The 21,652-nt window shown below is 27.3% G+C and carries 19 protein-coding genes; all 19 read right to left on the minus strand.

What is annotated here, in order from left to right; genetic code table 11:
* Position 1: 1 nt before the first annotated feature.
* Positions 2-1,498, minus strand: coding sequence for an AMP-binding protein (locus tag HHX25_RS11915; protein WP_169673568.1), 1,497 nt, complete (start codon positions 1,496-1,498; stop codon positions 2-4).
* 18 nt (positions 1,499-1,516) lie between these two features.
* Entirely contained in the window at positions 1,517-2,608 is a 1,092-nt protein-coding gene (locus HHX25_RS11920) for a hypothetical protein (protein ID WP_169673571.1), read from the minus strand.
* Between the two features lie 22 nt (positions 2,609-2,630).
* Positions 2,631-3,257 (minus strand): formyltransferase family protein, encoded by a 627-nt coding sequence (locus HHX25_RS11925; protein WP_169673574.1) that lies wholly within the window; start codon positions 3,255-3,257, stop codon positions 2,631-2,633.
* Positions 3,241-3,849 carry a sugar transferase gene (locus HHX25_RS11930; RefSeq protein WP_169673577.1) on the minus strand — a complete coding sequence of 203 codons (609 nt, stop codon included), beginning with the start codon at positions 3,847-3,849 and terminating at the stop codon, positions 3,241-3,243. Before HHX25_RS11930 ends, HHX25_RS11925 begins: the two co-directional genes overlap by 17 nt.
* Before the next feature lie 150 nt (positions 3,850-3,999).
* Complete coding sequence (locus tag HHX25_RS11935) at positions 4,000-5,307, minus strand: phenylacetate--CoA ligase family protein (protein WP_169673580.1); 1,308 nt, start codon at positions 5,305-5,307, stop codon at positions 4,000-4,002.
* Between the two features lie 159 nt (positions 5,308-5,466).
* A complete protein-coding gene (locus HHX25_RS11940; protein WP_169673583.1) occupies positions 5,467-6,627 on the minus strand; it encodes a glycosyltransferase family 4 protein in 1,161 nt (386 codons plus the stop codon).
* Between the two features lie 133 nt (positions 6,628-6,760).
* A complete protein-coding gene (locus tag HHX25_RS11945; protein ID WP_169673586.1) occupies positions 6,761-7,915 on the minus strand; it encodes a GNAT family N-acetyltransferase in 1,155 nt (384 codons plus the stop codon).
* A gap of 13 nt (positions 7,916-7,928) precedes the next feature.
* Entirely contained in the window at positions 7,929-9,125 is a 1,197-nt protein-coding gene (locus tag HHX25_RS11950; RefSeq protein ID WP_169673589.1) for a GNAT family N-acetyltransferase, read from the minus strand.
* Between the two features lie 33 nt (positions 9,126-9,158).
* Positions 9,159-10,337: a GNAT family N-acetyltransferase gene (locus HHX25_RS11955; RefSeq protein WP_169673592.1), complete on the minus strand. Its 1,179-nt coding sequence runs from the start codon at positions 10,335-10,337 to the stop codon at positions 9,159-9,161.
* 2 nt (positions 10,338-10,339) lie between these two features.
* A complete protein-coding gene (locus tag HHX25_RS11960; protein ID WP_169673595.1) occupies positions 10,340-11,512 on the minus strand; it encodes a GNAT family N-acetyltransferase in 1,173 nt (390 codons plus the stop codon).
* Positions 11,513-11,529: 17 nt separating this feature from the next.
* On the minus strand, positions 11,530-12,714 hold the full coding sequence (locus HHX25_RS11965; RefSeq protein ID WP_169673598.1) for a GNAT family N-acetyltransferase: 1,185 nt from the start codon (positions 12,712-12,714) through the stop codon (positions 11,530-11,532).
* 23 nt (positions 12,715-12,737) lie between these two features.
* The gene (locus tag HHX25_RS11970) at positions 12,738-13,679 is read right to left on the minus strand and encodes a GNAT family N-acetyltransferase (RefSeq protein WP_169673601.1); all 942 of its coding nucleotides are present in this window, start codon (positions 13,677-13,679) and stop codon (positions 12,738-12,740) included.
* Positions 13,680-13,744: 65 nt separating this feature from the next.
* On the minus strand, positions 13,745-14,746 hold the full coding sequence (locus HHX25_RS11975) for a GNAT family N-acetyltransferase (RefSeq protein ID WP_169673603.1): 1,002 nt from the start codon (positions 14,744-14,746) through the stop codon (positions 13,745-13,747).
* A 1-nt stretch (position 14,747) separates the two neighbouring features.
* Entirely contained in the window at positions 14,748-15,698 is a 951-nt protein-coding gene (locus HHX25_RS11980; protein ID WP_169673605.1) for a hypothetical protein, read from the minus strand.
* Positions 15,699-15,702: 4 nt separating this feature from the next.
* Positions 15,703-16,959, minus strand: a complete 1,257-nt coding sequence (locus HHX25_RS11985) for an MBOAT family O-acyltransferase (RefSeq protein ID WP_240964517.1) — start codon at positions 16,957-16,959, stop codon at positions 15,703-15,705.
* 201 nt (positions 16,960-17,160) lie between these two features.
* Positions 17,161-18,081 carry a hypothetical protein gene (locus HHX25_RS11990; protein WP_169673610.1) on the minus strand — a complete coding sequence of 307 codons (921 nt, stop codon included), beginning with the start codon at positions 18,079-18,081 and terminating at the stop codon, positions 17,161-17,163.
* A 6-nt stretch (positions 18,082-18,087) separates the two neighbouring features.
* Positions 18,088-19,509: an MBOAT family O-acyltransferase gene (locus tag HHX25_RS11995; protein ID WP_317169085.1), complete on the minus strand. Its 1,422-nt coding sequence runs from the start codon at positions 19,507-19,509 to the stop codon at positions 18,088-18,090.
* 37 nt (positions 19,510-19,546) lie between these two features.
* A complete protein-coding gene (locus tag HHX25_RS12000; RefSeq protein ID WP_169673614.1) occupies positions 19,547-19,786 on the minus strand; it encodes an acyl carrier protein in 240 nt (79 codons plus the stop codon).
* Between the two features lie 12 nt (positions 19,787-19,798).
* Complete coding sequence (locus HHX25_RS12005; RefSeq protein WP_169673616.1) at positions 19,799-21,286, minus strand: AMP-binding protein; 1,488 nt, start codon at positions 21,284-21,286, stop codon at positions 19,799-19,801.
* Positions 21,287-21,652: the final 366 nt, after the last annotated feature.

Below are 21,652 nucleotides of genomic sequence, written 5' to 3' on the forward strand. Positions count from 1 at the left end.
TTTATTTTATATCGAAATGTTTTTTTAATTCTTTTCTATCTATTTTACCATTGATACTGTGTGGAAAATCTTTTATGAATCTAACATGCATCGGAATCATATAATTTGGCATTTTAGTTTTCATATGCTCAAAAATGTAAGAGGTGTCAAAAGGTTCAGACTCAATAGCCAACCCTAGTTCGGCATTACCAAGCTTATTATTTATATCTAAAGCAACCATATTGACTTTTTTCTTAGATTTTGACTTGGCATGGAATTCAATTTCAGACAATTCAACACGATATCCTCTAATTTTTACTTGAAAATCAGCTCTGCCAACATAAAGAAAATCACTATCATTATCTTTTATGCATAAATCTCCTGTTTTGTAATATCTTATGTCCTTACCATTTTCATTTCTAATAAAAAAGCTTTGCTTGTTTTTTTCTTCATTTTTCCAATATCCTGGTGTTATTTGTGGACCTCCTAAGCAAAGTTCTCCTGTTTCTCCAATAGGAACTTCTTCATTGTTTTCATTTACAACAAGATATAATGTGTCTTTTTGTGGTTTCCCAATTGCAATTATGCCATTATAGGTTTTTGTATGTGTGTCCTTATGGTATGGATAAAAACCACTATAGACAGTGAATTCTGTTGGACCGTAATAGTTGAATATTTTGCAATTTGGTAAACACTCACTCCATTCTTTAGCTATATCGCTGTGCAAAGCACCTCCTCCGAAGCTACAATATCTTACAGATTCTTCATTAATTTCTGGAAAATAAGGGCGTAAATAATTGATTATGGAAGGTACCATGGTAAGAACCGTTAATGCTTTTTCTTTAATAAGTTTGAAAATGTAAAAATACTTTATGGTTCCTTTTGGTATCGTATACATACAAGCCCCTGCTAATAAAGGAAACAAATAGGTAACAACAGAAAAATCAAATGTTAATTCGAACATTTGAAGACATCTATCGGTGTTATTAAGATTAAACTCAGGTTCCTCATTTATGGCATCTACCAGAGCTTGGACATTATTAAATGTAATAGGCACGCCTTTGGGTACACCTGTTGTACCAGAAGTGAATAATATATAGGCTAAATGTTCTCCGGAAAAATTTTTTGGACTTAGGCTAGGGTGTAGATCTTGTAAAACGCCAGAATTGATCACTTCATAATCATCATAAACAGATTCTTTAGAAGAATCAATGACATGCTTGGTTTTTGTTAATTCGAAAATGTGATAATTCCTGTCTAAGGGTGTTTCAGGATTTACAGGTACATAAGCTTTTCCTTCGAGCCATAGGGCAATAATGCTGGCATAAGTTTGAATATCGTCATTAGTAACCAAACCAATTAATCTTTCTGAAGACTCAATGGTATTAACAATTGCAAACCTGATTTTTCGTATTTCATTTTCAAAATCTTTGTAGGTATAAAAAATATTATTAATACATAGAGAATTATGACTATTATTGCTTCTTATTGAATTTTGTATATCTTTTATAAACCTCATTTTGCCTTTAATAATAATTTAGTAAAAATGACCATCTCTATTTAAAAGATTCGCTTTTTCCAGATTTAAACTATCATGAGCTAAACCTTTTTTTAAAACTTTATATGTGAATATCGTTAGAAAGCGTTTTTTTATATTTTCGACTAGTTTAGCGTCGTCTGAAAATATAAATTTTGATTTCTTCTTGATAAAATTTTCAATTAAAGCATCTACACATAAATCATAGTTTTCTTCTTTTTCAACTATGAAGTATTTAATATTAAATTCATTGTGATTCACTACATAAGATATAAAGCCTATTATTTTTTTGTCTTTAATAATTTTTAAATTGTGTAAATATATATTAGGGCTATTACCCGTTCCTAAAAATGTATATTGCTGCTTTCTTTGTACAGCTAGTTGAGTAAATTGTTTACTATCAATTTGCCAGTTTATATATTCTTTTGACTTTAAAATAAAATCATTTTTACATAAAGGTTTTATGAAAGCCCATAATCCTTCATCTAATTCATTTATATAGTCGTATACAAGGTTTTTAGTTCTTCTCTTTAATTTATTATAATTTATTTTACTAATAACCGAAGCTACTAAGTAATCTAATGTATTGAGAACAAAATAGAATGGTTTCAAAAATTTAAATCTTCCTATTAGCATAGGAGTATCTATACTGAAAAAGAGGGTATACCTTAATCTTGATGTAATAACCGTAAAAGGTTGCTTTTCATAAAAATCTTTGATGTGTTCTGCATACGATTTTATTATTATTTTATTGTCAACCAGTCTTAATGCTTCAAAAAACGCGTAAGTACCCAATACCGTTTTTTTATAATTTGAATCAACCCACCATAAAATCATCCAATAGACTTTTTTATAAGTATCATCATTTATATTCAAAAAATCAGGGATCATATAAATGAAAGAAATCATTTTTTTACCTTCTTTTGCGATTAAGCAACAATAATCATCTTCCTCTATTCGTGGGTTAGTTAATAACCATTGCGCCTTGCTCTTTGTTAATGGAGCCAGGCCATTGCTCCAGTATGTATTACGATTGACAGCTTCCTGTAACATTTTTTTAGTTAAACTTTCAACTGTTATCTTTTTATTCATCTAATTATTATATTAAAAACTATTACTTATTATTAAGGCTGCTATGTTTTATATTTTTGAAATGTTTTTTTTCAATCTTGCTTATCGTTTTTATTATAATTTTTCTTCCTTCTTTTGCGAATTTTTTATAAAGTGAATCAAACGTATCTTTATTTTTAATTTTTATTGCTTTTTGGCAAAGTATAATGCCCTCGTCAATATTATGATCTATTATATGAGTTGTAATACCTGTTATCTTTACACCATAATCCATAGCATCTTGTATAGCAGTTTTTGTTCCCAAAAAGCTAGGGAATAACGATGGGTGTATATTAATGATTCTATTAGGATAAGCAAGCAACATTTCCTGCTTTATAAAATACTTGTAGTTTAGCATGAATATATAATCAATTCCTCTTTTCTTTATTTCTTCAATTAGTACTTTTTGGTAGCTTATTAAGTTTGGAAAATTTGATTTCACTAATTTAAGAGTTTCAATGTTGTATTTTTCAGCAAGTTCTTTTGCTCCGCACGGTTCAGCTTCATAAATAACCAGTTTTATAGAGGAATTTTTTAGTTTCCCTTTATGAAAAGCTTCTATGGTATCTTTGGCATTTCTTCCCCAGCCAGTAACTAAAATAGCCCAATTAATATTATTGTCTTGTTGCATCTAAATCTTCTATAACTGAATTTGGATCCGTAACAACATCTTTTGATGTTATTACTTTTTTTATTGTATCGAGAAATATGTTCAAGTCAAGCATTAAACTTAAATTCTCAACATACTCTATATCTTTTTTTAATCTACTATCCCAATCTAATAAATTTCTACCAGATATTTGTGCTAAACCTGTAATACCAGGCTTTACAGAATGTCTCTTTTTTTCAAGTTCGGTATAATAAGGTAAATATCTTATTAACAAAGGTCTAGGACCTATGAAACTCATATCTCCAATCAAAACATTAAAAAGTTGAGGAATCTCATCCAGCGAGTACTTTCTAACAAATTGACCAATAGGTGTTAAACGGTCTTTATCTGGTAATAAAGCTCCATTGTCGTCCTTTAAATCATTCATAGTTTTAAACTTGACAATTTTGAATATTTTTTCATTTTTGCCAGGTCTTTTTTGAAAAAAGAAAGGAGTGCCTCTGTTTGAAATCGTTAATATTATAGCAACAGTTATAAGAATGGGGGATAGCAGAATTAACCCAGATAAGGCAAAAACTGAATCTAAAAGTTGCTTGATTATATTTTTATACAAACTTCTATAGTTTTATTAAATTTACCTTCTTGTTACTGCTATTAATAATTCAAATCAAATATATAACTATATCGCTTTTCAGTTAAGCAAAACCGTTCTATTTCCAAATTTTACGTTTAAGTTACTTGTCTAAATAATTATTCATCAATATTATTTCAAATAATTATTAATAGTGGCCTTTCTTTTTCCAGACGAGAGTAATGGAATTTCGTTTATATACAAAATTTTTATAACGGCATCATGACCCAAATAACCTTTAAATTCTTTAATAACATTGCTTTCTTGATTAAAGTTATTTGTTACGTTTAACTTTAACGTATATTCTTTTTCTTCTTCCTGGATTAGTTGTCCTTGAATAATTCCATCATACTCTACAACATTTGCAACAATAAAAGAAGATACGATTTCCCCTTTAGTATTAAATATAATATCAGCTTTTCTGCCTTCTATTTTTGTTAAAACTGGGTACTTTTTATTGTAATTAATCGCCCCTATATCACCTGTGTCATATCTTATTAAGGGAATGGCATAATTATATAAATCTGTTACAACAATTCGCCCTGGCTCATTTATATCTGCGGGTTCATCTTCATCTATTTTGAATATTTCTACCCAAAAACTTGCTGTATTTATAAGAAAATCACTACTGCCTTTCTTCTGCTGAGCTATTATACCATGTTCCATATTTGAATACCTAGAAACTACTTCAGATTTAAAGTACTTATTCATAGCCTTTTTAGTGTAGTTATTAAGGCCTTCGGACATGGTTATAATGGATTTGATATTTGCCTTTATTGGTTTAGAATTAATACTGTCTAAGTACTTACATATAAGCTCAAAACCTGATGGATAACCTAACCAACCTTTTTTGGATGCGTCTTTCTCAATATTTCTAATAATTTTTGAAATATATTCGTTATTCATATTAACAACCTCGAGCTCGTCGATGTTTTGCATGAACTTAGTGAGTGGAGATTTTCGTAAGACGTCGTCCCAATGCCTTAGATATAAAAGCTTATAGCCAATTTTAAATCCTGATATTTTTCCGAAATAAATGCTGTCGGCTGTATTTCTAATGGTTTTATTTTTGTTCTGACTTATTTTTAAGGCGCTGCTTGTCGATCCACTGGTGGAAACAGTCTTTGTTTTTTTATTTAAAAAGATTACTGATTTAAATTCTTGTTCCTGACTTCGAATAATATTCTTATTTATTACAGGAAAGTCTTTTATAGAATGGTAGTTTTTAAACTTGGAATAATAATCGGTAGTATTCACAGCATGATCCAGAATTTTTTTCAAGCTTTCCTGTCTAAGAGCTATTACTTTAGGGCTTGAATAATTCTCTATTTTATATGCTATATCTGTTAAATGTTTTTGTGTATTAGAGCCTTTAAAAAAGTCTAATGTCCAAAAGAGATAAAATCTCAAATATTCTAAAGTTCTTATTAATAATGTCATATTAACTTTTGATTTCTTTAAAAATAGTTTTACGAATGGGAATTACCCGCTATAGAGTTTATTTCTTTGTGTATAATAAATAGGGTAAGTGCCGATTTATTATAGATTATATTTATGGAGTAGTAATTTTTAGTGTTTTTTTATGTATAAATCTTCTTTTTATTTAAATAGATTATTATATTCTATTAATATGGCTTCCCAAACTCGTTTTCTTTCAAATTTTGAAATTATATTTGCTCTGGATTTAATGCCCATTTCCTTAGCTTCTTCAAGGTTATCTAAGATATAATTCATCTTATCGTAAATAGCCATAGAATCTTTTACGGGTATAATGAATCCATGCTCTTTATTAGTGATTATTTCATTACATCCATTAATATTTGTAACAATAGCTGGCAAAGCCATAGCCCCTGCTTGCATGACGACATTAGGGAAACCTTCTCTATAGCTTGGAAATACTAATGCATTTGATATAGCAAAATAAGGACGTACATCATCTACCCATCCAGTTGAAATAATTTTTTTGTTAGTTTGAATGATTTCCATTGATTTAGGAAGAAGCGGGTCTAATTCGTTTTCATACGTACCTACAAGCAATAGTTTTATGTTGTTATGTTCTTTACTTATTTTATCAAAAGCTATCATTAATTCATTAATACCTTTGTCTGAAACAAGTCTACCAACATATACAAACACGAAATCATTATCACTAATATTTAAACTTTCTTTTAGTTTTCTTTTTTTGTTTTCATCATTAATCACTTTAGAGTCAAAATAAGAAGTATCAATACCATTGGAACTCCCATTGGCTATAACTTTTAACTTACTTTCTTTTGCAAAGTTATGTTCAAGAACGATATCTTTTAATCCGAATGAATTAGGATAAATTTTGGTTGCACAAGCATAAGTGATTTTTTCAACAGTATTAAGGATTATCCTTTTAACACCTGTTGCTTCTACCAATGGCAAACCAGCTATTGTATGTAACCTATGGGGTACTCTTGCAAATTTAGCAGCAAGCATAGATAATGTTCCTGCTTTTGGTGTGTGAGAGTGTACAATAAATGGTTTCTCTTTTTTAAATAATTTATATAAGTTCCAAAGTGCATAGAGGTCTTTAAAAGGTGTGATTTTTCTGGTCATTTCTACGGCTAGCGTGGGCACTCCTTCATATTCGGATACATTATCCAGATCATTATCTTTTCCTTTGGATGAAACAGCTAAAACATCAAAATAATCCGTCATGTATCTTAACTGTCCTTGCAGTAAACCACTAAGCGATAATGGCACTGTGGTAATCCTAATTAATTTTTTTTTCATAGATTGGTTAAGTTGCTCCTAAATGAGCGCTTCAAATATATAAAAGTAATTTATTCTTGGTTGATTTTCTCTTTCTAATGCCATGTTTTAGGATAAACAGCTCTTTTATTTTAGTTATGGTAATCAGTTAGATTTACCTTACAAATGATATACTTTGAAACTTATTTTTCCCTTTGATTAAAAAAGCATTATTTGTAGTATTTTTTAAAACAATTATATCACTATAATGATCCTTTGAATTGTAAATAAAGCTGCAAATGTACTTTTTTAAAAACGAATAATTTTTAGAATTATGATCAATTTTTTTATGTGTTTCAAACATAAAAGTATCATTCAACTCAAAGGATTCAATAATCACATTATTCTTATTGTTTTTATTCCTGCGAAAGAACATGTTAATTATTGGAATGATCTCGTTAATCTTTTTTGATTTTAAAAATTCTTTAATTAGTATTTTCTTTATATATATATGGACTTTAAAGCTAATTGTGTTACATGTTTTTTTGTAAAGTATTATGTGGTTATACCTATAAACATTATTGCTCCACCTTCGTTTATAATCCATACCGCCAACACCCATTTCAAAAAGAATATATCCATGGTTTGTGCACCATTCAATTTGCTTATAAATTTCTACATGCCCTAAGCCAAATTTTGAATAATTAATATCATAAGAAGATAAATAGCTGAATAAAACTTTGTCAAAATGATAATTTAACGAAATTTCTATTGGTTCATCTTTGTTATAAATTACAAATAACGAGGCATTATTATTAATGATTTCTGAATAGGTGTTTTCTAGTAAATAATTCCATTCGTGTAAATTTTTATGTAATTCGTTACGTTCCTCAAACCTTTCTATTATCATATCATACAAAGCTTGCATAATAAAGTTATAATCTGTTTTTGAGATATCACCATAAAACATCTTATATTTAATATCGAAACAAGTTTCTAAGCGTCTTACATATCTCGTATAAATGTTTCTTTTTTTTGAATTAAATTGACGTTGCATATATGAGCCAATTGTATCTGAAGGATTAAGTAAAATAGAATATCCCCAATTATATTGGGGTATTATTTTTGTTTTGAAAGAAGCATCTCTAAGGTTTAATTTAAAATATTCAGGTATTAGTCTGTAAGAATAGAAGGTTTTATTTTTTGAATTGTAATCAATTGCTTCATTATAAACCTTTAGGTTAAAATACTCAAAACTTTCATATAGTTGATTAATATCATCACTTTTGAATAATACTGGAAAGATTGGTATTCTGTTTTTTTTATTCATTTAAGTTTTAATACTAATTTATAACTGTTAACTTCTGGTATTTTTTAGTGCCTTTAAAATAAAAGGTTTGGTCATCATCTAAATCGATATAAATTGTTACATCATGAACGAATTCTTGCGTTTTATGTAAAAAGTAATTCAGTGGTTTTATTAGGAAACCATATGCTTCATTGTTTAAATCAATTAGCCTTAATTTTTCAAGCTCTGGAATTTTTGAAATATTATGATCTACATCAATCTTATTTTGAGTAGTTTTTATATCCCCAGATTTAACAATTTTATATTTATACTTTGCATAGTAGCCGTATAGTTTATGGAAATTAATTTTTTTTAGAAAGTTAATTAGTTGATAGCGTGTTTTTAACTTTAATATTCTAAAATGAACGCGCATATAAGCCGTAATAGATTTAGAACTGAAAATTATATTTTCATTATAAATGTAACTTTCATTTACATATTTTCTTTTATGTAAAAAATCGCCTCTTCCCATATCAAATAGTTTAAAGTTATTTTCATAGGCCCATTCCAGGTGATTTACCATATTTATGTGTCCCAAATTAAACATCTGATAATCTATATTATAACAGCTATTCCAATGAAAAATGGTATCGCCATCAATAAAATTTAATGTGATGTTTATAGGCTTTTTTTTATAATAAATACAAAATATAGCTGCTTGCTTTTTTAATAGCAAAGGATACATCATCTCCTGATATAATTTTAAATATGGTAATTCAAAATTAAACTCTTCTTTTTGTGAAAAACGTCGTTTTGTTATTAAAATTAATTCTTTAAAGATATTTTGATATTCTTCTTTTAATATATCACCATAAAAAATTTTATACTCTGGAGCAATACATAAATCCAGTCGCTTTCTGTATCTTTTTAATTGCGATTTTCTAGGCCTACCTAATTTATTATTAAGATAATCCTCTAGGTTACTAAATGCTGTTAAATTTATTAAATACCCTTGGTAAAGCGGAGCAGACAGAAGTTTTAAAGACATGTTTGTCTTATCAAGTTCTGTTAAAAAATAATCGGGAATGTCCTTTATATAATATATCTTATTTTTAAATTTAGATATTGATTTTGCATTAGTTTCATAAACCGTAGTATTTAAAAGCGTATTCGTTATTTTTTTACAAAAAGCAGGAAGGCTTTTGTTTTTAAAAAAAAGATCTAAAAAAAAACTTAATTTAATATGTCTCACATTTAAACCCATTTATTCTGTTTGGTATAAATCCTAATGATTTATTGTTAGTAATTGGCTTTTGTTTTTAGCTTTTAAAAGAAACTTATTTGAAGTACCGCTTAGTTTACCAATAGTTACATTATCTAAAGACGTATTTGCTAAAAATAAAAAATTATAAACGGGTTTTCTTAAAAAGATATATTGATTGTCTAAGTTAATATCTATTTCAAATATTTGATCTGTGATTTTTGCATTATTATCTATAAGTATGGTTGTGGCTTTTTTATTTTTAAAAAAGGTAGTTATTCCAAATAAATACCTTTTCAAATCTTTATATTTTGTATCTAAATTGTGTTTTTTTAAAAACCTGTAGCATTTGTATTTAATAGTTTCTTTTATAGTAATATAATAACTGATTAAAGTAAGTTTTATAGAGTTGGAATTGTAAATTATATAAATGTAATAATCATGTTTTTTGGTTGCCCATTTTGATTTATAATAGTCATATCCCTTTAAAAGATCATAAATTTCAAAGTTGTTATCAATACACCATTCTATATTTTTTAGCATATCAATTGATCCTAAATGAAATTTTGAGTAATCTACATCATAACCACTTATAATATAGTAAGCTAGTTTTTTTTTACACATATTTACTCTAATGCTTATAGGCTTTTCGTTATCGTAAATCACAAATAAACATGCTTCTTTTTTCAATATCATATCATATACAACATCATGATATCCTTTTAAATGCTGTAATTCATAATTCTTTTCTTGTTTTTCGGCAAACCGCCTTATTAATAAGTCTTTTAAAACAATAAATAGTCTATCATACTCTTCTTTGGTTATATTGCCATAATACGAAACATATTTAATTTTAAAACAAGATTTTAACCTATTTTCATAACGCCTGAAATTTGACCTGCTTTTAGTAGTAAAATTATTTTGTAAATATTCCTGTATATCTTTAAAAGGGGCAAGTTCTACTAAATGCCCTTTAAGAGTCTTAGTTTTGTTAATGACAATATTTTTTGCTTGCTGAAATAGCTCAATATCTACATAATCGGAGACATCCTTAAATATTAATACTTGTTTATTTAAATCTAATTCAGAATCAATGTTTTTATTATAATATACATTTTTTTGATAAATAACTTTATTGCAAATAGGAGGTAGGCTATTCTCTGTGAAAGCTTTTAAAAATGTTATGTTATTAGCTTTATCCAAAATTATTGAAACGTTATTTTTTGGACATTTTTTTCTCCTTTTATCATATAAGTGTTTAATTTGTTTTTTAATTGAAATACCTCAATAGTACTTAATTGTTCTTTATTATGATATAAAAAAGTATATACTGGCCTTTTTAAGAAACTTAAAGAGTCATCATTTAAATCAATTTTAATTAATTGTTTGTCTAAAACCATTTGAACATTGTTGGTGACTATTATATTTTGCGAATCATCTTCAACTTTATTTTTGTATAAAAAATCCAAAAATTTATGATACATAATATCTACATTTAATTTTTTCAGAATATTAATTGTTTTATAAAAAATATGAGTTTTAAAAATTATTATGTGAGCAATAATAGTTGCTAATAAAGATTTTGAATTATAAATTACATGCTTTTGATAATAAAATTCGGCATCAATCAGCTTATTTTTATAGGGGTAATTACCTTTTAATAAATCATAGACTTCAATACTGTTTTCAAAGCACCAACGAAGTTGTTGTAGAAAATTAATGAAACCGATAGAAAACTTAGAATAATCAATATCATAACTTTTTACATAGCCATAAATAGTTTTGTTTCTTAATAAATTCAGGTAAAAACTAATAGGTTTATTATCATTATAGATAACAAACAAAGCGGCCTTTTTACTGTTAATTAGAGGGTATGCAATTTCATGATATATTTCCCAACGAAACAAGTCATGGTTTTCTATTTTCTTTTCCAAAAATCTTTTCTGTAGCATTTTTTGAAAAGTATCAAAAAGGTAATCATAGTTCTCTTTTGATATATGACCATAATAACACTTATATTCAATATTAAAACAAGCTTCCAGTTTATTTTGATAAAGTCTAAATCTTTTAGGAGTTTTAAATTTAGTTTTTAAATAGTTTTGTGTGTCAGTATAATTTTCAGGAAAAATTAATGAACCTTTAAAAGTGTTAATATGTTTAGATTTCCAGTCTTTTTTGGTAATGTACCCTTTTAAATAACTGGGAAAATCGTAAAGGCAATATAAATTGCTTTTACTTTCATTTTTTAACCCTTTACTGTTATAAATAGTATTGCCAGAAAAATTATTAACAACTTTATTATAAATAGGGAAGGGCCTTTCTCTTTCAAGAAAAGCATTTAATACATTATAATATTCTGGTTTTACTTTTTTTAGCATTTTTAGATTTTTATATACTATCGAAAAGTGATTTTTTGGACATTTTTTTCTCCTTTTATAAAAAAGGAATCATCCTCGTTTTTATACTTGAATAGCTTTATATTGTTTATTGACTCTTGATTAGCGTATAAAAAATTGAATATCGTTCTTTTTAAAAAAGAGTAAGCTTCGTTATTCAAATCAATTTCTCTAAGCTCATCGTCTAGTGCTGTTTTAACATTATTATTAATAATGATTTTTTGTAAATCATTTTCAACCTTGCTTAATTCTTTATTTCTGTATTTGTAGTTTATATATTTATAGTAAATAACATTAACATTTATTTTTTTTAACAGTTTAACTAAAAAGTAAAAAGCTTTTGTTTTGGCTATTATTGCTTTTGCAGATATCGTTGTTAGAAATGAATTTGAGTTGTATACTACATGCTTTTGAAAGTCGTATTTAGTATCAATCAATTTTATTTTATAAGGATAGCTACCTTTTAATAAATCGAAAATTTCAATCCCATTGTTGTAGCACCAATCCAGTTGTTTTATAAAATCTGTAAAACCAATGTAGAATTTTGAATAATCGATATCATAAGTTCTAAGGTAACCATAAATAGTATTTCCTCTCACAAAATTCAAACAAATACTAATTGGTTTATTGTTATTAAAAATAACGAATAAAACGGCTTCTTTACTATTAATTAATGGATATGCGATTTCATAATAAATATCCCAACGAGATAAATCGTAATTCTGGATTTTTTTTTCTATAAAACGTTTTTTTGTCATTTTGTGAAATGCTTCAAAAAGATATTCGTATTCATCTTTTGAAATATTTCCATAATAAGCTTTATATTCAATATTAAAACAAGTCTCTAACCTTTTTTGGTATGTTCTAAATTTAGACCTTCTACCAGCACTAAACTTGCTTTTTAAATACGCTTCAACATTTTTGTAGTTTTTTAGGAGAATTAATGATCCCTTATAGGTGTTTATGCTTTTTGATTTCCATCCTTTTTTTACAATGGTCCCTTCAAAATAACCGGGAAAATCATAAATACAATATAAATTATTATTAGCTTCATATTCTGAGTTCTTATAAATTAAAGATCCAGAAATTTTATTTGTTATTTTATTGTAAACAGGCAAAGCCTCTTTTCTTTCAAGAAAAGTGCTTAAAACATCTAAAGATTCTGGGGTTATTTTTTTTAACATTTTAATGTTATTTTGCTGTACTCTTATTTATAATTAAAAAGGAGTTTGTCAAAATTAATCAACGTGCCAATAATATTCTTGTCTCTTAAGAACTGAATAAGCTTTAGTTCCTGCACTATAATTCGTGAACAGATTCTAGATAATATAGATTTTTTGCTATAAAAAAGATGATACATGAAAGTATATTTATGATTGCACCATTTCTCTTTGTAATATGTCTTTCCCATTGATAAATCGAATACATTTATGTTATTTTTTATAAGCCACTCAAGATGAATTAGCATACTAATATCTCCCATGTTATATTTTGAATAATTTGTATCAAAGGTTTGAATGTGGCTAAATACAATATCATTTAAATGATAATTTAAGGTAATAGCAATGGGGGTTATATCATTATAAACAACGTGCAAAGACGCTTTTTTGTCTAAAATTTTCTGATAAGTTGTACTTTGTAACTCCTTCCAAGTCGATAGATATCGGTTATGCATTTTTTTTTCATTAAATCTATTTTTTAATAGTTTGTAAAATGTCTTAAAAATAGTATCGTATTCATTTTTTTCAATAAATCCATGGTGGAATTCCGAAAAGATTTTATGGTTTTTATAGAGCTTGTTTTTTTTAGAATTTAAGTTTTTTTTATTCCTCTTGCTTAAATTTTTAGTTATATAATCACTGGCATCTTTGTACCCAACTGTATTTATCAAATAGCCACTGTATTGAGGGATTACCTTATGTACTATGTCTGGACTTAATTCATTTAATTTGAATTGAATATAATTGGGGACATCTTTGATCATTTTGATTTTTTTGAAATTAAAATCAGCAATATCTTTTTTAACCTTAAGACTTTTTTGAGATAAACTGTTTATAGCATAATTTGAAAAGAAAATACTAATTTTAGTTTCTATAAATAAGTCAAAAATTAAATGATTACTTTGAGAAGAAAATAGTTTACTTAACATTAAAACTAATTTACTCTTTAATTTTTTTGTTTCAAAAAAATCTCTTTAAAAGGAAAACATAGCAGTTATTTTGCATATTTTTTTTTATTTAAGATAAAAGATAATTCATGAATAAGATGGGTTAGGTTATTCTTTCTAAGAAACAATTTGAATTTGAAAAACTGCTTGTATAAGAATGCAATTAATTTAGATTTAAATGATTTCTTGTCGTAAAATATATGGTATTCCAACATATAATTTTTATTTGCCCATCTCTTTTTATATTCAAAATATCCTTTAGAAAAATCCAAGGCCGAAATATTATTTTTAAAACACCATTCAAGCTGTTTCATTAAACTTACTGTACCTAATCTGTATTTTGAATAGTTTATATCAAAGGTTCTTATAACATCAATCATATTGGTTTTTGAAAAATTTAGCAATGTTATAGCTATAGGAGTACTTCTATTGTAAACAACAAAAAGACCAGCCTGTTTTTTCTTCATCATTGGAAATGTTACTTTTTTATAAAATTCCCATTCAACAGGATTAAGATTATTGTTTACTGTTTTTTTTTCAAGAAACCGCTTTTTTAGAAGGAAATTAAAACTTGTAAAGAGTGATTCGTAGTCATCATTAGTTATATCATCTAAATACATTTTATAACTAATTCCGTAATCAGATTCGAGCTTCTTTTTATAACTATTAAATTTATAACGACTTTTCTTACTAATAACATCCAACATATATTTATGAAGATTATCGTAATTATTTAAATCACATATAAATCCAGGGTATTGCCTTATTTTATAGCAGCTTAATCCATTAACTGCTTTAGGAATATCCGTATTAAAATCCTGTACATCGTATACAATAAATGTTTTGCCTTTATAATCATTGGAAATTTTATCTGATAAATTATACGAAATCCCTTTAGTATTAGTAGCTCCTGTATTAAAGTAAACTGGAATTTTTTTGTGTTTTACAAAAGTAATCATATCAATAAAGCTAAACTCATTAGCTGTTAATCCAGCGTTAAAATGATTTAGCCAAATTGTTTTAAATATCTTTTGTAGATATGGATTCACTTTAATTTATAGATTTTTTTGTTTTTAAATAATTCTTAATATCTATACTTAGCAGCTTAGTGAATTTTTTTGCACTTTCAGATTCTAAGTGAGAACCGTCATAAGCTATAAATTCATTTGATCGTTTTGAATAGTTAAAATATGGAATACTATGTTTTTTAGAAATGCTATCAAATTGAGAGTCAAAATTTTTCCAATTATCATTTTCAAATTTTACTACATCTAAATCTGAAGGCATTCTTATTACAAAAACCTTTCCTTTGGTTTTAAGGTATTCTATAGTTTTAACAAAATATTTAATTCTATATTTTGAAATCCTCAGTTTTTTTATCTCACGATTATAATAATCTGTGGTTTGTTCTTTCCAGAAAGCCATATCTTTACTATCATTCTCTTTAGCTAAAGCAATTTCATTCCACCCATTTGGATGAGACATAAAATAATCAAGATTCTCTTTGTTAAAAAGAGAATTATATAGGGGTTGTTGATATTTTGAAATGATATAATCGAAATTAGGTTTTGAGGTTAAATTATCAATACTACCAATAATTGCCTCTTTATCTAAATCATAAATTTTGTCATCTTTAATTTCAGCACGAACTGTGAAATTCCCTGGGCTGATCGAGACTATAAAAAGTCCATTAATGTTATTAGTACTCAGTTTTTTATCGATACCTTGTAAATATACTTCACCGAAAGCCGATTGATGTGCGTTCATTGAAAAATTCACTATAGGTTTATCATAGTTGCTAAGCTCTTCTTCTAGAATGAATGGGTCTATTCCCTGATCTGCTCTGGATAAACCGATAATTAAACTTCCAGCATCCTGATTTACTTTATTATAGAATTGATCTACATATCCCTTAGAAAGTTTATATACAAAAAAAAAGTATATTCCTGCAAAGAGTATAAAATACAACAATAATTGAACAATAAACTTTTTTAATGACATATCGTTAAAATTGAAAATATATAAAAGTGTTTTGCCTATTAATAGCAAATAAAACTATGATTAAAATATAGCCTACATACATACTGTATCTAACATATTTTGTACGATGTGTGACCAATTCGTATACCTTACTATTTCCTTTGTAATAATGTATAGTTTGTACAATTATTATTAGTGTTATACTTATAAATAACTCTAAATAGTTATTTAGAATATTAATATGTAGACTACCAAAATTAAACATGTTTTTATAATATGTTAAAGCATGTGTTATTGAAGGTGATCTAAAAAATATTAACGATGAAAACAAATAACCTATAACTATAAACCAACCGCAAAAAGAAACAAATTTCTTTGGAAAATTAAGAAAGTTGAAAATCTTATTCCTTGTTTTAAGTGTTCCAATTTCTATAATTAACAATAACGCATTTAATAAGCTCCAAATCACAAAAGTCCAATTTGCCCCATGCCAAAGACCATTTACAATAAATACAATTAATACGGCTGTTACTCTACTAAATTTGTATTTTCTAACCAAAGGGGCATAGATATAGTCTCTTAGCCAATTTGTTAAAGATATATGCCACCTTTGCCAGAATTGCGATGTAGAAGTTGAAAAAATCGGACGATTAAAATTGGCCATTAAATCGTAACCCAATGTTTTTGCCGCTCCGATTGCAATAGATACATATGCAGAAAAATCGTAATAAATTTGAAAACTGAAAAATATAAAACCTAAAACTAATGATAGAGCATGTGGAGAATCTGGGTTATCGAACGCTGCATCAACATACAAGCCTAACCTATCTGCTACAACAACTTTTAAGAAGAACCCCCATGCCATAAGTATAAGTCCTTTTTTTATATCGGGTATGTTAAGATTTATTTTTCGTTTAAGTTGGGGGATTAATCTTGAAGCCCTTTCAATAGGGCCAGCTACTAGCTGAGGAAAAAATGAGACGTACAATGCAAAAACCCCAAAGTGCTTTTCTGGCAGAACCTTACCTTTGTATACATCTATTGTATAGCTTAAAGTTTGAAAAGTATAAAAACTAATACCTACAGGTAATAATATTTGATTAAAATTGTAAGAACCAGCAGTATTTCCACTTTCTATAATATTTAAGTCAAAGAATTTTAATAAACCTTCTATAGATGACGTAAAAAAGAACAAGTATTTAAAAACAAAGAGTATTCCTATATTGGTGCATATACTTACATATAGAAGTACTTTTTTTATCTTATTGGATGAATCTGGCATTTTTAATGCACAGAAGTAATCCACTATAGTTGATATTAACAGTAGAATTATCAGTGATGGTTCATGCGCCATGTAAAAAAAGTAACTAGCCAATAAAAGCCATAACCACCTATATTTGTGAGGTAACGTATAAAACCCAATAATTACTATCGGAAAAAAAAGTAAGAATTCAAATGAGTTAAATAACATTGAATATTTGATTTAGTTTTTAACTATGGAGTCACAAAGTGCTTTTGTGAACGCCTTACCGCCATGCTTATCTATATGATGACCATCATAGGTGTCATATTGAAGTTCTCCAGAATTATTAAAATCAAAATAAGGAGTTTCATTAATGTTTGCAATAGAATCAACTATAGTATTTAATTTTGGATAATAAGAGTTTTCAAGATCTAAAAATTCTTTACTAATAGGCATTCTTATTAAGTAAACTTTACCATACTTTTTTAATTCTTCAATGAGGGTATTGAAACTGTTAACTCTGAAATCTGATATTTTATACATATCTCTATCATCAAGAAATAAATCTATTTGGTGCTTTCTCCATGTATCAAAAACTAAAGTATCTGTTGGCAGATTAGATTCCTCTAGCCAGCCATCTTTATGAGTTTCAGAATTTTTTCTAAATAAAGCCTTGAAGTGGAAATAAGCCATATTTTTAAAAAAATATTCATAATTTGGATTGATATCTACAAAGCTCATATTGTGAGGTGGCTGATTTGCTTCTCTAAATTCACCTAAATCATTCCTAAACCCATCCTTTGAAGTTAAAAAATCTGGTGTTATAGATATAATAAATAATCCGTTAGTGGCTGTTTTATCTACTTTTTTGAGGATACTTTTAGTGTATAAAGGACCTGAAATAGCCTGTGCTCCCGTAAAACTATAATTTAATATAGGAAGGTCATATTGCTTTTTATTATTATTAAAATATTGATTAATTACACTGGGTTGGATTCCCTGAAAACTCCTTGAATCACCAATTATTATTGATTTAACTTTTGGGGTAGTAAATTTTGGATAAAAATAATCAACATTACCTCCATAATTCATCAAAATCGCAGTAATTATTCCAAAGCAAACAACAAAAAAAACGCTTAGTTTAATTAAAAGTAGTTTCATAATTATTTAGAATTGAAAGTAAATGAATGTTTCTGAGCTTTTTCCAAAAAATAATATTAACAAGAATAGAAAGATATAAGAACTCCATCTTAAAAAAATATTATAATTTTTAATTTCAAAGTCATGCTTTTTTTCTCGATTATTCCATTCAATAAAAAAGAATATAAAAAGTAAAAATATGGTTATCATATAATTAGAACTAAACATTCCTTGAGGGATTGAAAAAATGTCATAAGAAAAAATGGAAACAATGTAGTTTATAGCTTCTTTAATACTATTAGCCCTAAAAAAGACATCGGTTAGCATGATTAAAACAAACAATAACAACATCTTAATGAATTCAATAATTGAAGGAAAAAGTTTTCCTTTCGCAACAATTTCTGAAGAATTCATTTTACCAGAATAAACTAATGGAATGAAATAAATTCCGTGTAATAATCCGTAAAAAACAAAAGTCCAATTTGCACCATGCCAAAATCCTACTAGGACAAATGTTGCAATAATTGAGATAATTAATCCATTTTTCTGATATCTCCTTAGGCTAAATGAAAGCGGCGTAAATACATAATCCATCATCCATGTAGTTAAGGATATATGCCATTTTCTCCAAAAATCACTGATGTTGGTTGAAAAGAAAGGAGTTGAAAAATTACGCATTAATTGAATACCAAATAATTTTGATACACCAATCGCCATATTTGAGTATCCAGAAAAATCTGCGTATAGCTGTATCGCATAGAAAAAGGCTCCTAGAATGAGTGTGCTACCAGTTTGCCCCTCAAAATTATCAAAAATTGGATTAGCTATAGAAGCACAATTTTCCGCAATAACAATTTTAGCAAATAACCCCCATAATATCTGTCTGAGCCCATCAACAAAAATCTCATAAGAAAATTCTCTCCTTTCTTGGATTTGAGGCATCATTTTAGATGCTCTTTCAATTGGTCCAGAAAGGATTTTGGGGAAATAAGCAACAAAAAGAGAAAATTCTAAGAAATTGTGACTTGGATCTATTTCTTCGTTATAAACATCAATTAAATACCCTAGTGTTTGAAAAGTAAAAAAACTAATCCCTAAAGGAAGTAGAATAGCAAGAGTTGTATAACTTGAAGTTATTCCAAAGACATTTACTAGCTCCACAAAACTTTCATAAAAAAAGTTGAAGTACTTAAAATATAGTAAAAGCCCAACATTAAATACAAGTCCTAAATATAAAAATCGCCGTTGCTTGGTTTCATCATCAACTTCTTTCCTTATTTTTAAAGCCAAATAATAGTTTATTATAATGCTAGCTATTAGTAAAAATAAGAATCGCCAATCTGCCCAGGCATAAAAAAAAACACTAGAGGCTAGTAATAATACATTTTGAGCTACCTTGTTTTTTCTAAAAAAACTCCAATAAAGGAAAAGAACAGGTAGGACAAACACTACAAACTTTATAGAATTAAAAACCAAAATAAATAATTTAAATTTTACTTTGAATTACAGAGACTAAGGATCCCATGTTCTTCAGCTTATTTAAATCTCTTAGTTTAAATTTAATATTAAAAGCTTCTTCAATTTTTGTTATTATCATCATATGCGATAACGAATCCCATCCATCAACATCTTTGGCTGTTAATTCGTCATGCATTTCAAAATTATTATGCTCTAATGTAGACTCTAAGACACCACTTATAGTTTCTTTTATCGTTAAGGTTTCCATGGTTATTTATATTTATTCAGTAAAAAGTTTTGTTAATTTATTTCGATCTGTTTTTCCATTGGAATTTAGAGGAAAACTGCCAACAAATTTAATTTGTGTTGGAATCATGTATTTAGGTAGCTTATCATTTAATTTTTTCAACAATTCTTTAGTGTCAATTGGTTCTGATTCTATTACCAAACCTATTTCAGTATTTTTAATATTATTGGTAAAAGCTACTGCTACAGTATTTATCTTGTTTAAGGAAGCCTTTGCATGAAACTCTATTTCGGATAATTCAACTCTAAAACCTTGAATTTTAGCCTGAAAATCAACCCTCCCCAAATATAAAACATCACCATCTTTATCAGCACGGCATAAATCACCCGTTCTATAAAACCTTGTTTCCTTTCCTTTATAATATTTATTGAAAAATACTTGCTTGTTTTTTTCTTCGTTTCTCCAATAGCCAGGTGTTAATTGTAAACCACTTAAGCATAATTCTCCTTCTTTTCCTGTTTCAACTTCATTATTGTCATCATCTACTATAATAGTTGATGTATTTATCATGTCTTTACCAATTGTTAAAACCCCATTATGTGTTTTATTTTCACCATTTCTTTTGTAAGTGTAATCCATGCAATAAATCGTGCACTCAGTAGGGCCATAAACATTGGCAATTGTTGCATTTGGAATACATTTACTCCATTCTTCTGTGACATCCAAAGGCAAAGCTTCCCCACAGAATAAACTAAATTTCATTGATGGGCAATTAATTTCGTCAAAATAAGGTCTTAAATAATGTAATATAGAAGGAACCATTAGTGAATAAGTTAATTCATGGTCTTCCATTAATTCAAAAATATAACTATACTTAATCTCATCTTTTGGAATAGTATAAACACAGGCACCTTTAAGTAAAGGGGCTAGATATGAAACAACAGATAAGTCGAATGTTAATTCAAACATTTGCAAACATCTATCATTTTCTGTAATTGTATAATCTAAAGCCCATTGAGCCTCCATAAAACTAGAGAGATTTCCAAAAGTTATTGGTACACCTTTGGGAGTTCCCGTTGTTCCCGAAGTAAAGAATATATAGGCAAAATCTTCATTTGATATTTCAGAAGGGTTTAAATCGATATCTGAGTTACTAAGGTTTTCCGTCATTATCGAATTAAAATTGTTAAAAACCTTCCTAGATGAAGAATCGAGAATTGTAACAATATCTGCTTGCTTTATTACTGCCAAATTCCTGTCATCTGGAAAATCTGGATTTAACGGAACGTAAGCTTTACCTTCCATCCATAATGCAATTATTGAAGCATATGTATAAATATCATCATTAGTGATTAATCCAATAAAGCATTCCGTACTCTTTACATTATTCTTTAAAGCAAATCTTATATTAGATATAATTTGGGCTAAATCTTCGTACGTATAATATGTATTACTAATGTAAAAAGCATTGTTTGTATAATTAGTAATAATAGACGACTGTATTTCTAAAGTTAAGTTCATTTGAAAAATAAATTTATTGGAGGGGCAATAATTACGCCGCTAACATATAATATTCATTTTAAATATTAGTAATTTATTCTATGAAAAAACTAAAATATTCGGTGTAATAAGGTTTTAAAGAATTATTTAGTAGACATGGGAATAAGCTATTAAAATGAATGGTGTAAAAAATGTCTACAACTTGTTAAAACAATTCCTATGTAATTGATTATAAGCACAAAAAGATGCATAAAACTTATTAAAGGTTGTTAACAATTTTTCTAAAATATTCTTTTTTAAATTAAATTTGCAGCCATTATTTTTTAGATTGGAGAATCCAAACTAACTCTTTATGCGTATATAGGAGCAAGTTTAAAACCTTTAAAT

The organism is Flavivirga algicola, assembly GCF_012910715.1.
Classification (GTDB): domain Bacteria; phylum Bacteroidota; class Bacteroidia; order Flavobacteriales; family Flavobacteriaceae; genus Flavivirga; species Flavivirga algicola.

Excerpts from the sequence above, each read along its gene's own strand:
- HHX25_RS11915 (WP_169673568.1), bottom strand. The coding sequence starts at position 1,498 with ATGAGGTTTATAAAAGATATACAAAATTCAATAAGAAGCAATAATAGT.
- HHX25_RS11920 (WP_169673571.1), bottom strand. The coding sequence starts at position 2,608 with ATGAATAAAAAGATAACAGTTGAAAGTTTAACTAAAAAAATGTTACAG.
- HHX25_RS11925 (WP_169673574.1), bottom strand. The coding sequence starts at position 3,257 with ATGCAACAAGACAATAATATTAATTGGGCTATTTTAGTTACTGGCTGG.
- HHX25_RS11935 (WP_169673580.1), bottom strand. The coding sequence starts at position 5,307 with ATGACATTATTAATAAGAACTTTAGAATATTTGAGATTTTATCTCTTT.
- HHX25_RS11940 (WP_169673583.1), bottom strand. The coding sequence starts at position 6,627 with ATGAAAAAAAAATTAATTAGGATTACCACAGTGCCATTATCGCTTAGT.
- HHX25_RS11945 (WP_169673586.1), bottom strand. The coding sequence starts at position 7,915 with ATGAATAAAAAAAACAGAATACCAATCTTTCCAGTATTATTCAAAAGT.
- HHX25_RS11960 (WP_169673595.1), bottom strand. The coding sequence starts at position 11,512 with ATGCTAAAAAAAGTAAAACCAGAATATTATAATGTATTAAATGCTTTT.
- HHX25_RS11965 (WP_169673598.1), bottom strand. The coding sequence starts at position 12,714 with ATGTTAAAAAAAATAACCCCAGAATCTTTAGATGTTTTAAGCACTTTT.
- HHX25_RS11970 (WP_169673601.1), bottom strand. The coding sequence starts at position 13,679 with ATGTTAAGTAAACTATTTTCTTCTCAAAGTAATCATTTAATTTTTGAC.
- HHX25_RS11980 (WP_169673605.1), bottom strand. The coding sequence starts at position 15,698 with ATGTCATTAAAAAAGTTTATTGTTCAATTATTGTTGTATTTTATACTC.
- HHX25_RS11985 (WP_240964517.1), bottom strand. The coding sequence starts at position 16,959 with ATGCCAGATTCATCCAATAAGATAAAAAAAGTACTTCTATATGTAAGT.
- HHX25_RS11990 (WP_169673610.1), bottom strand. The coding sequence starts at position 18,081 with ATGAAACTACTTTTAATTAAACTAAGCGTTTTTTTTGTTGTTTGCTTT.
- HHX25_RS12000 (WP_169673614.1), bottom strand. The coding sequence starts at position 19,786 with ATGGAAACCTTAACGATAAAAGAAACTATAAGTGGTGTCTTAGAGTCT.
- HHX25_RS12005 (WP_169673616.1), bottom strand. The coding sequence starts at position 21,286 with ATGAACTTAACTTTAGAAATACAGTCGTCTATTATTACTAATTATACA.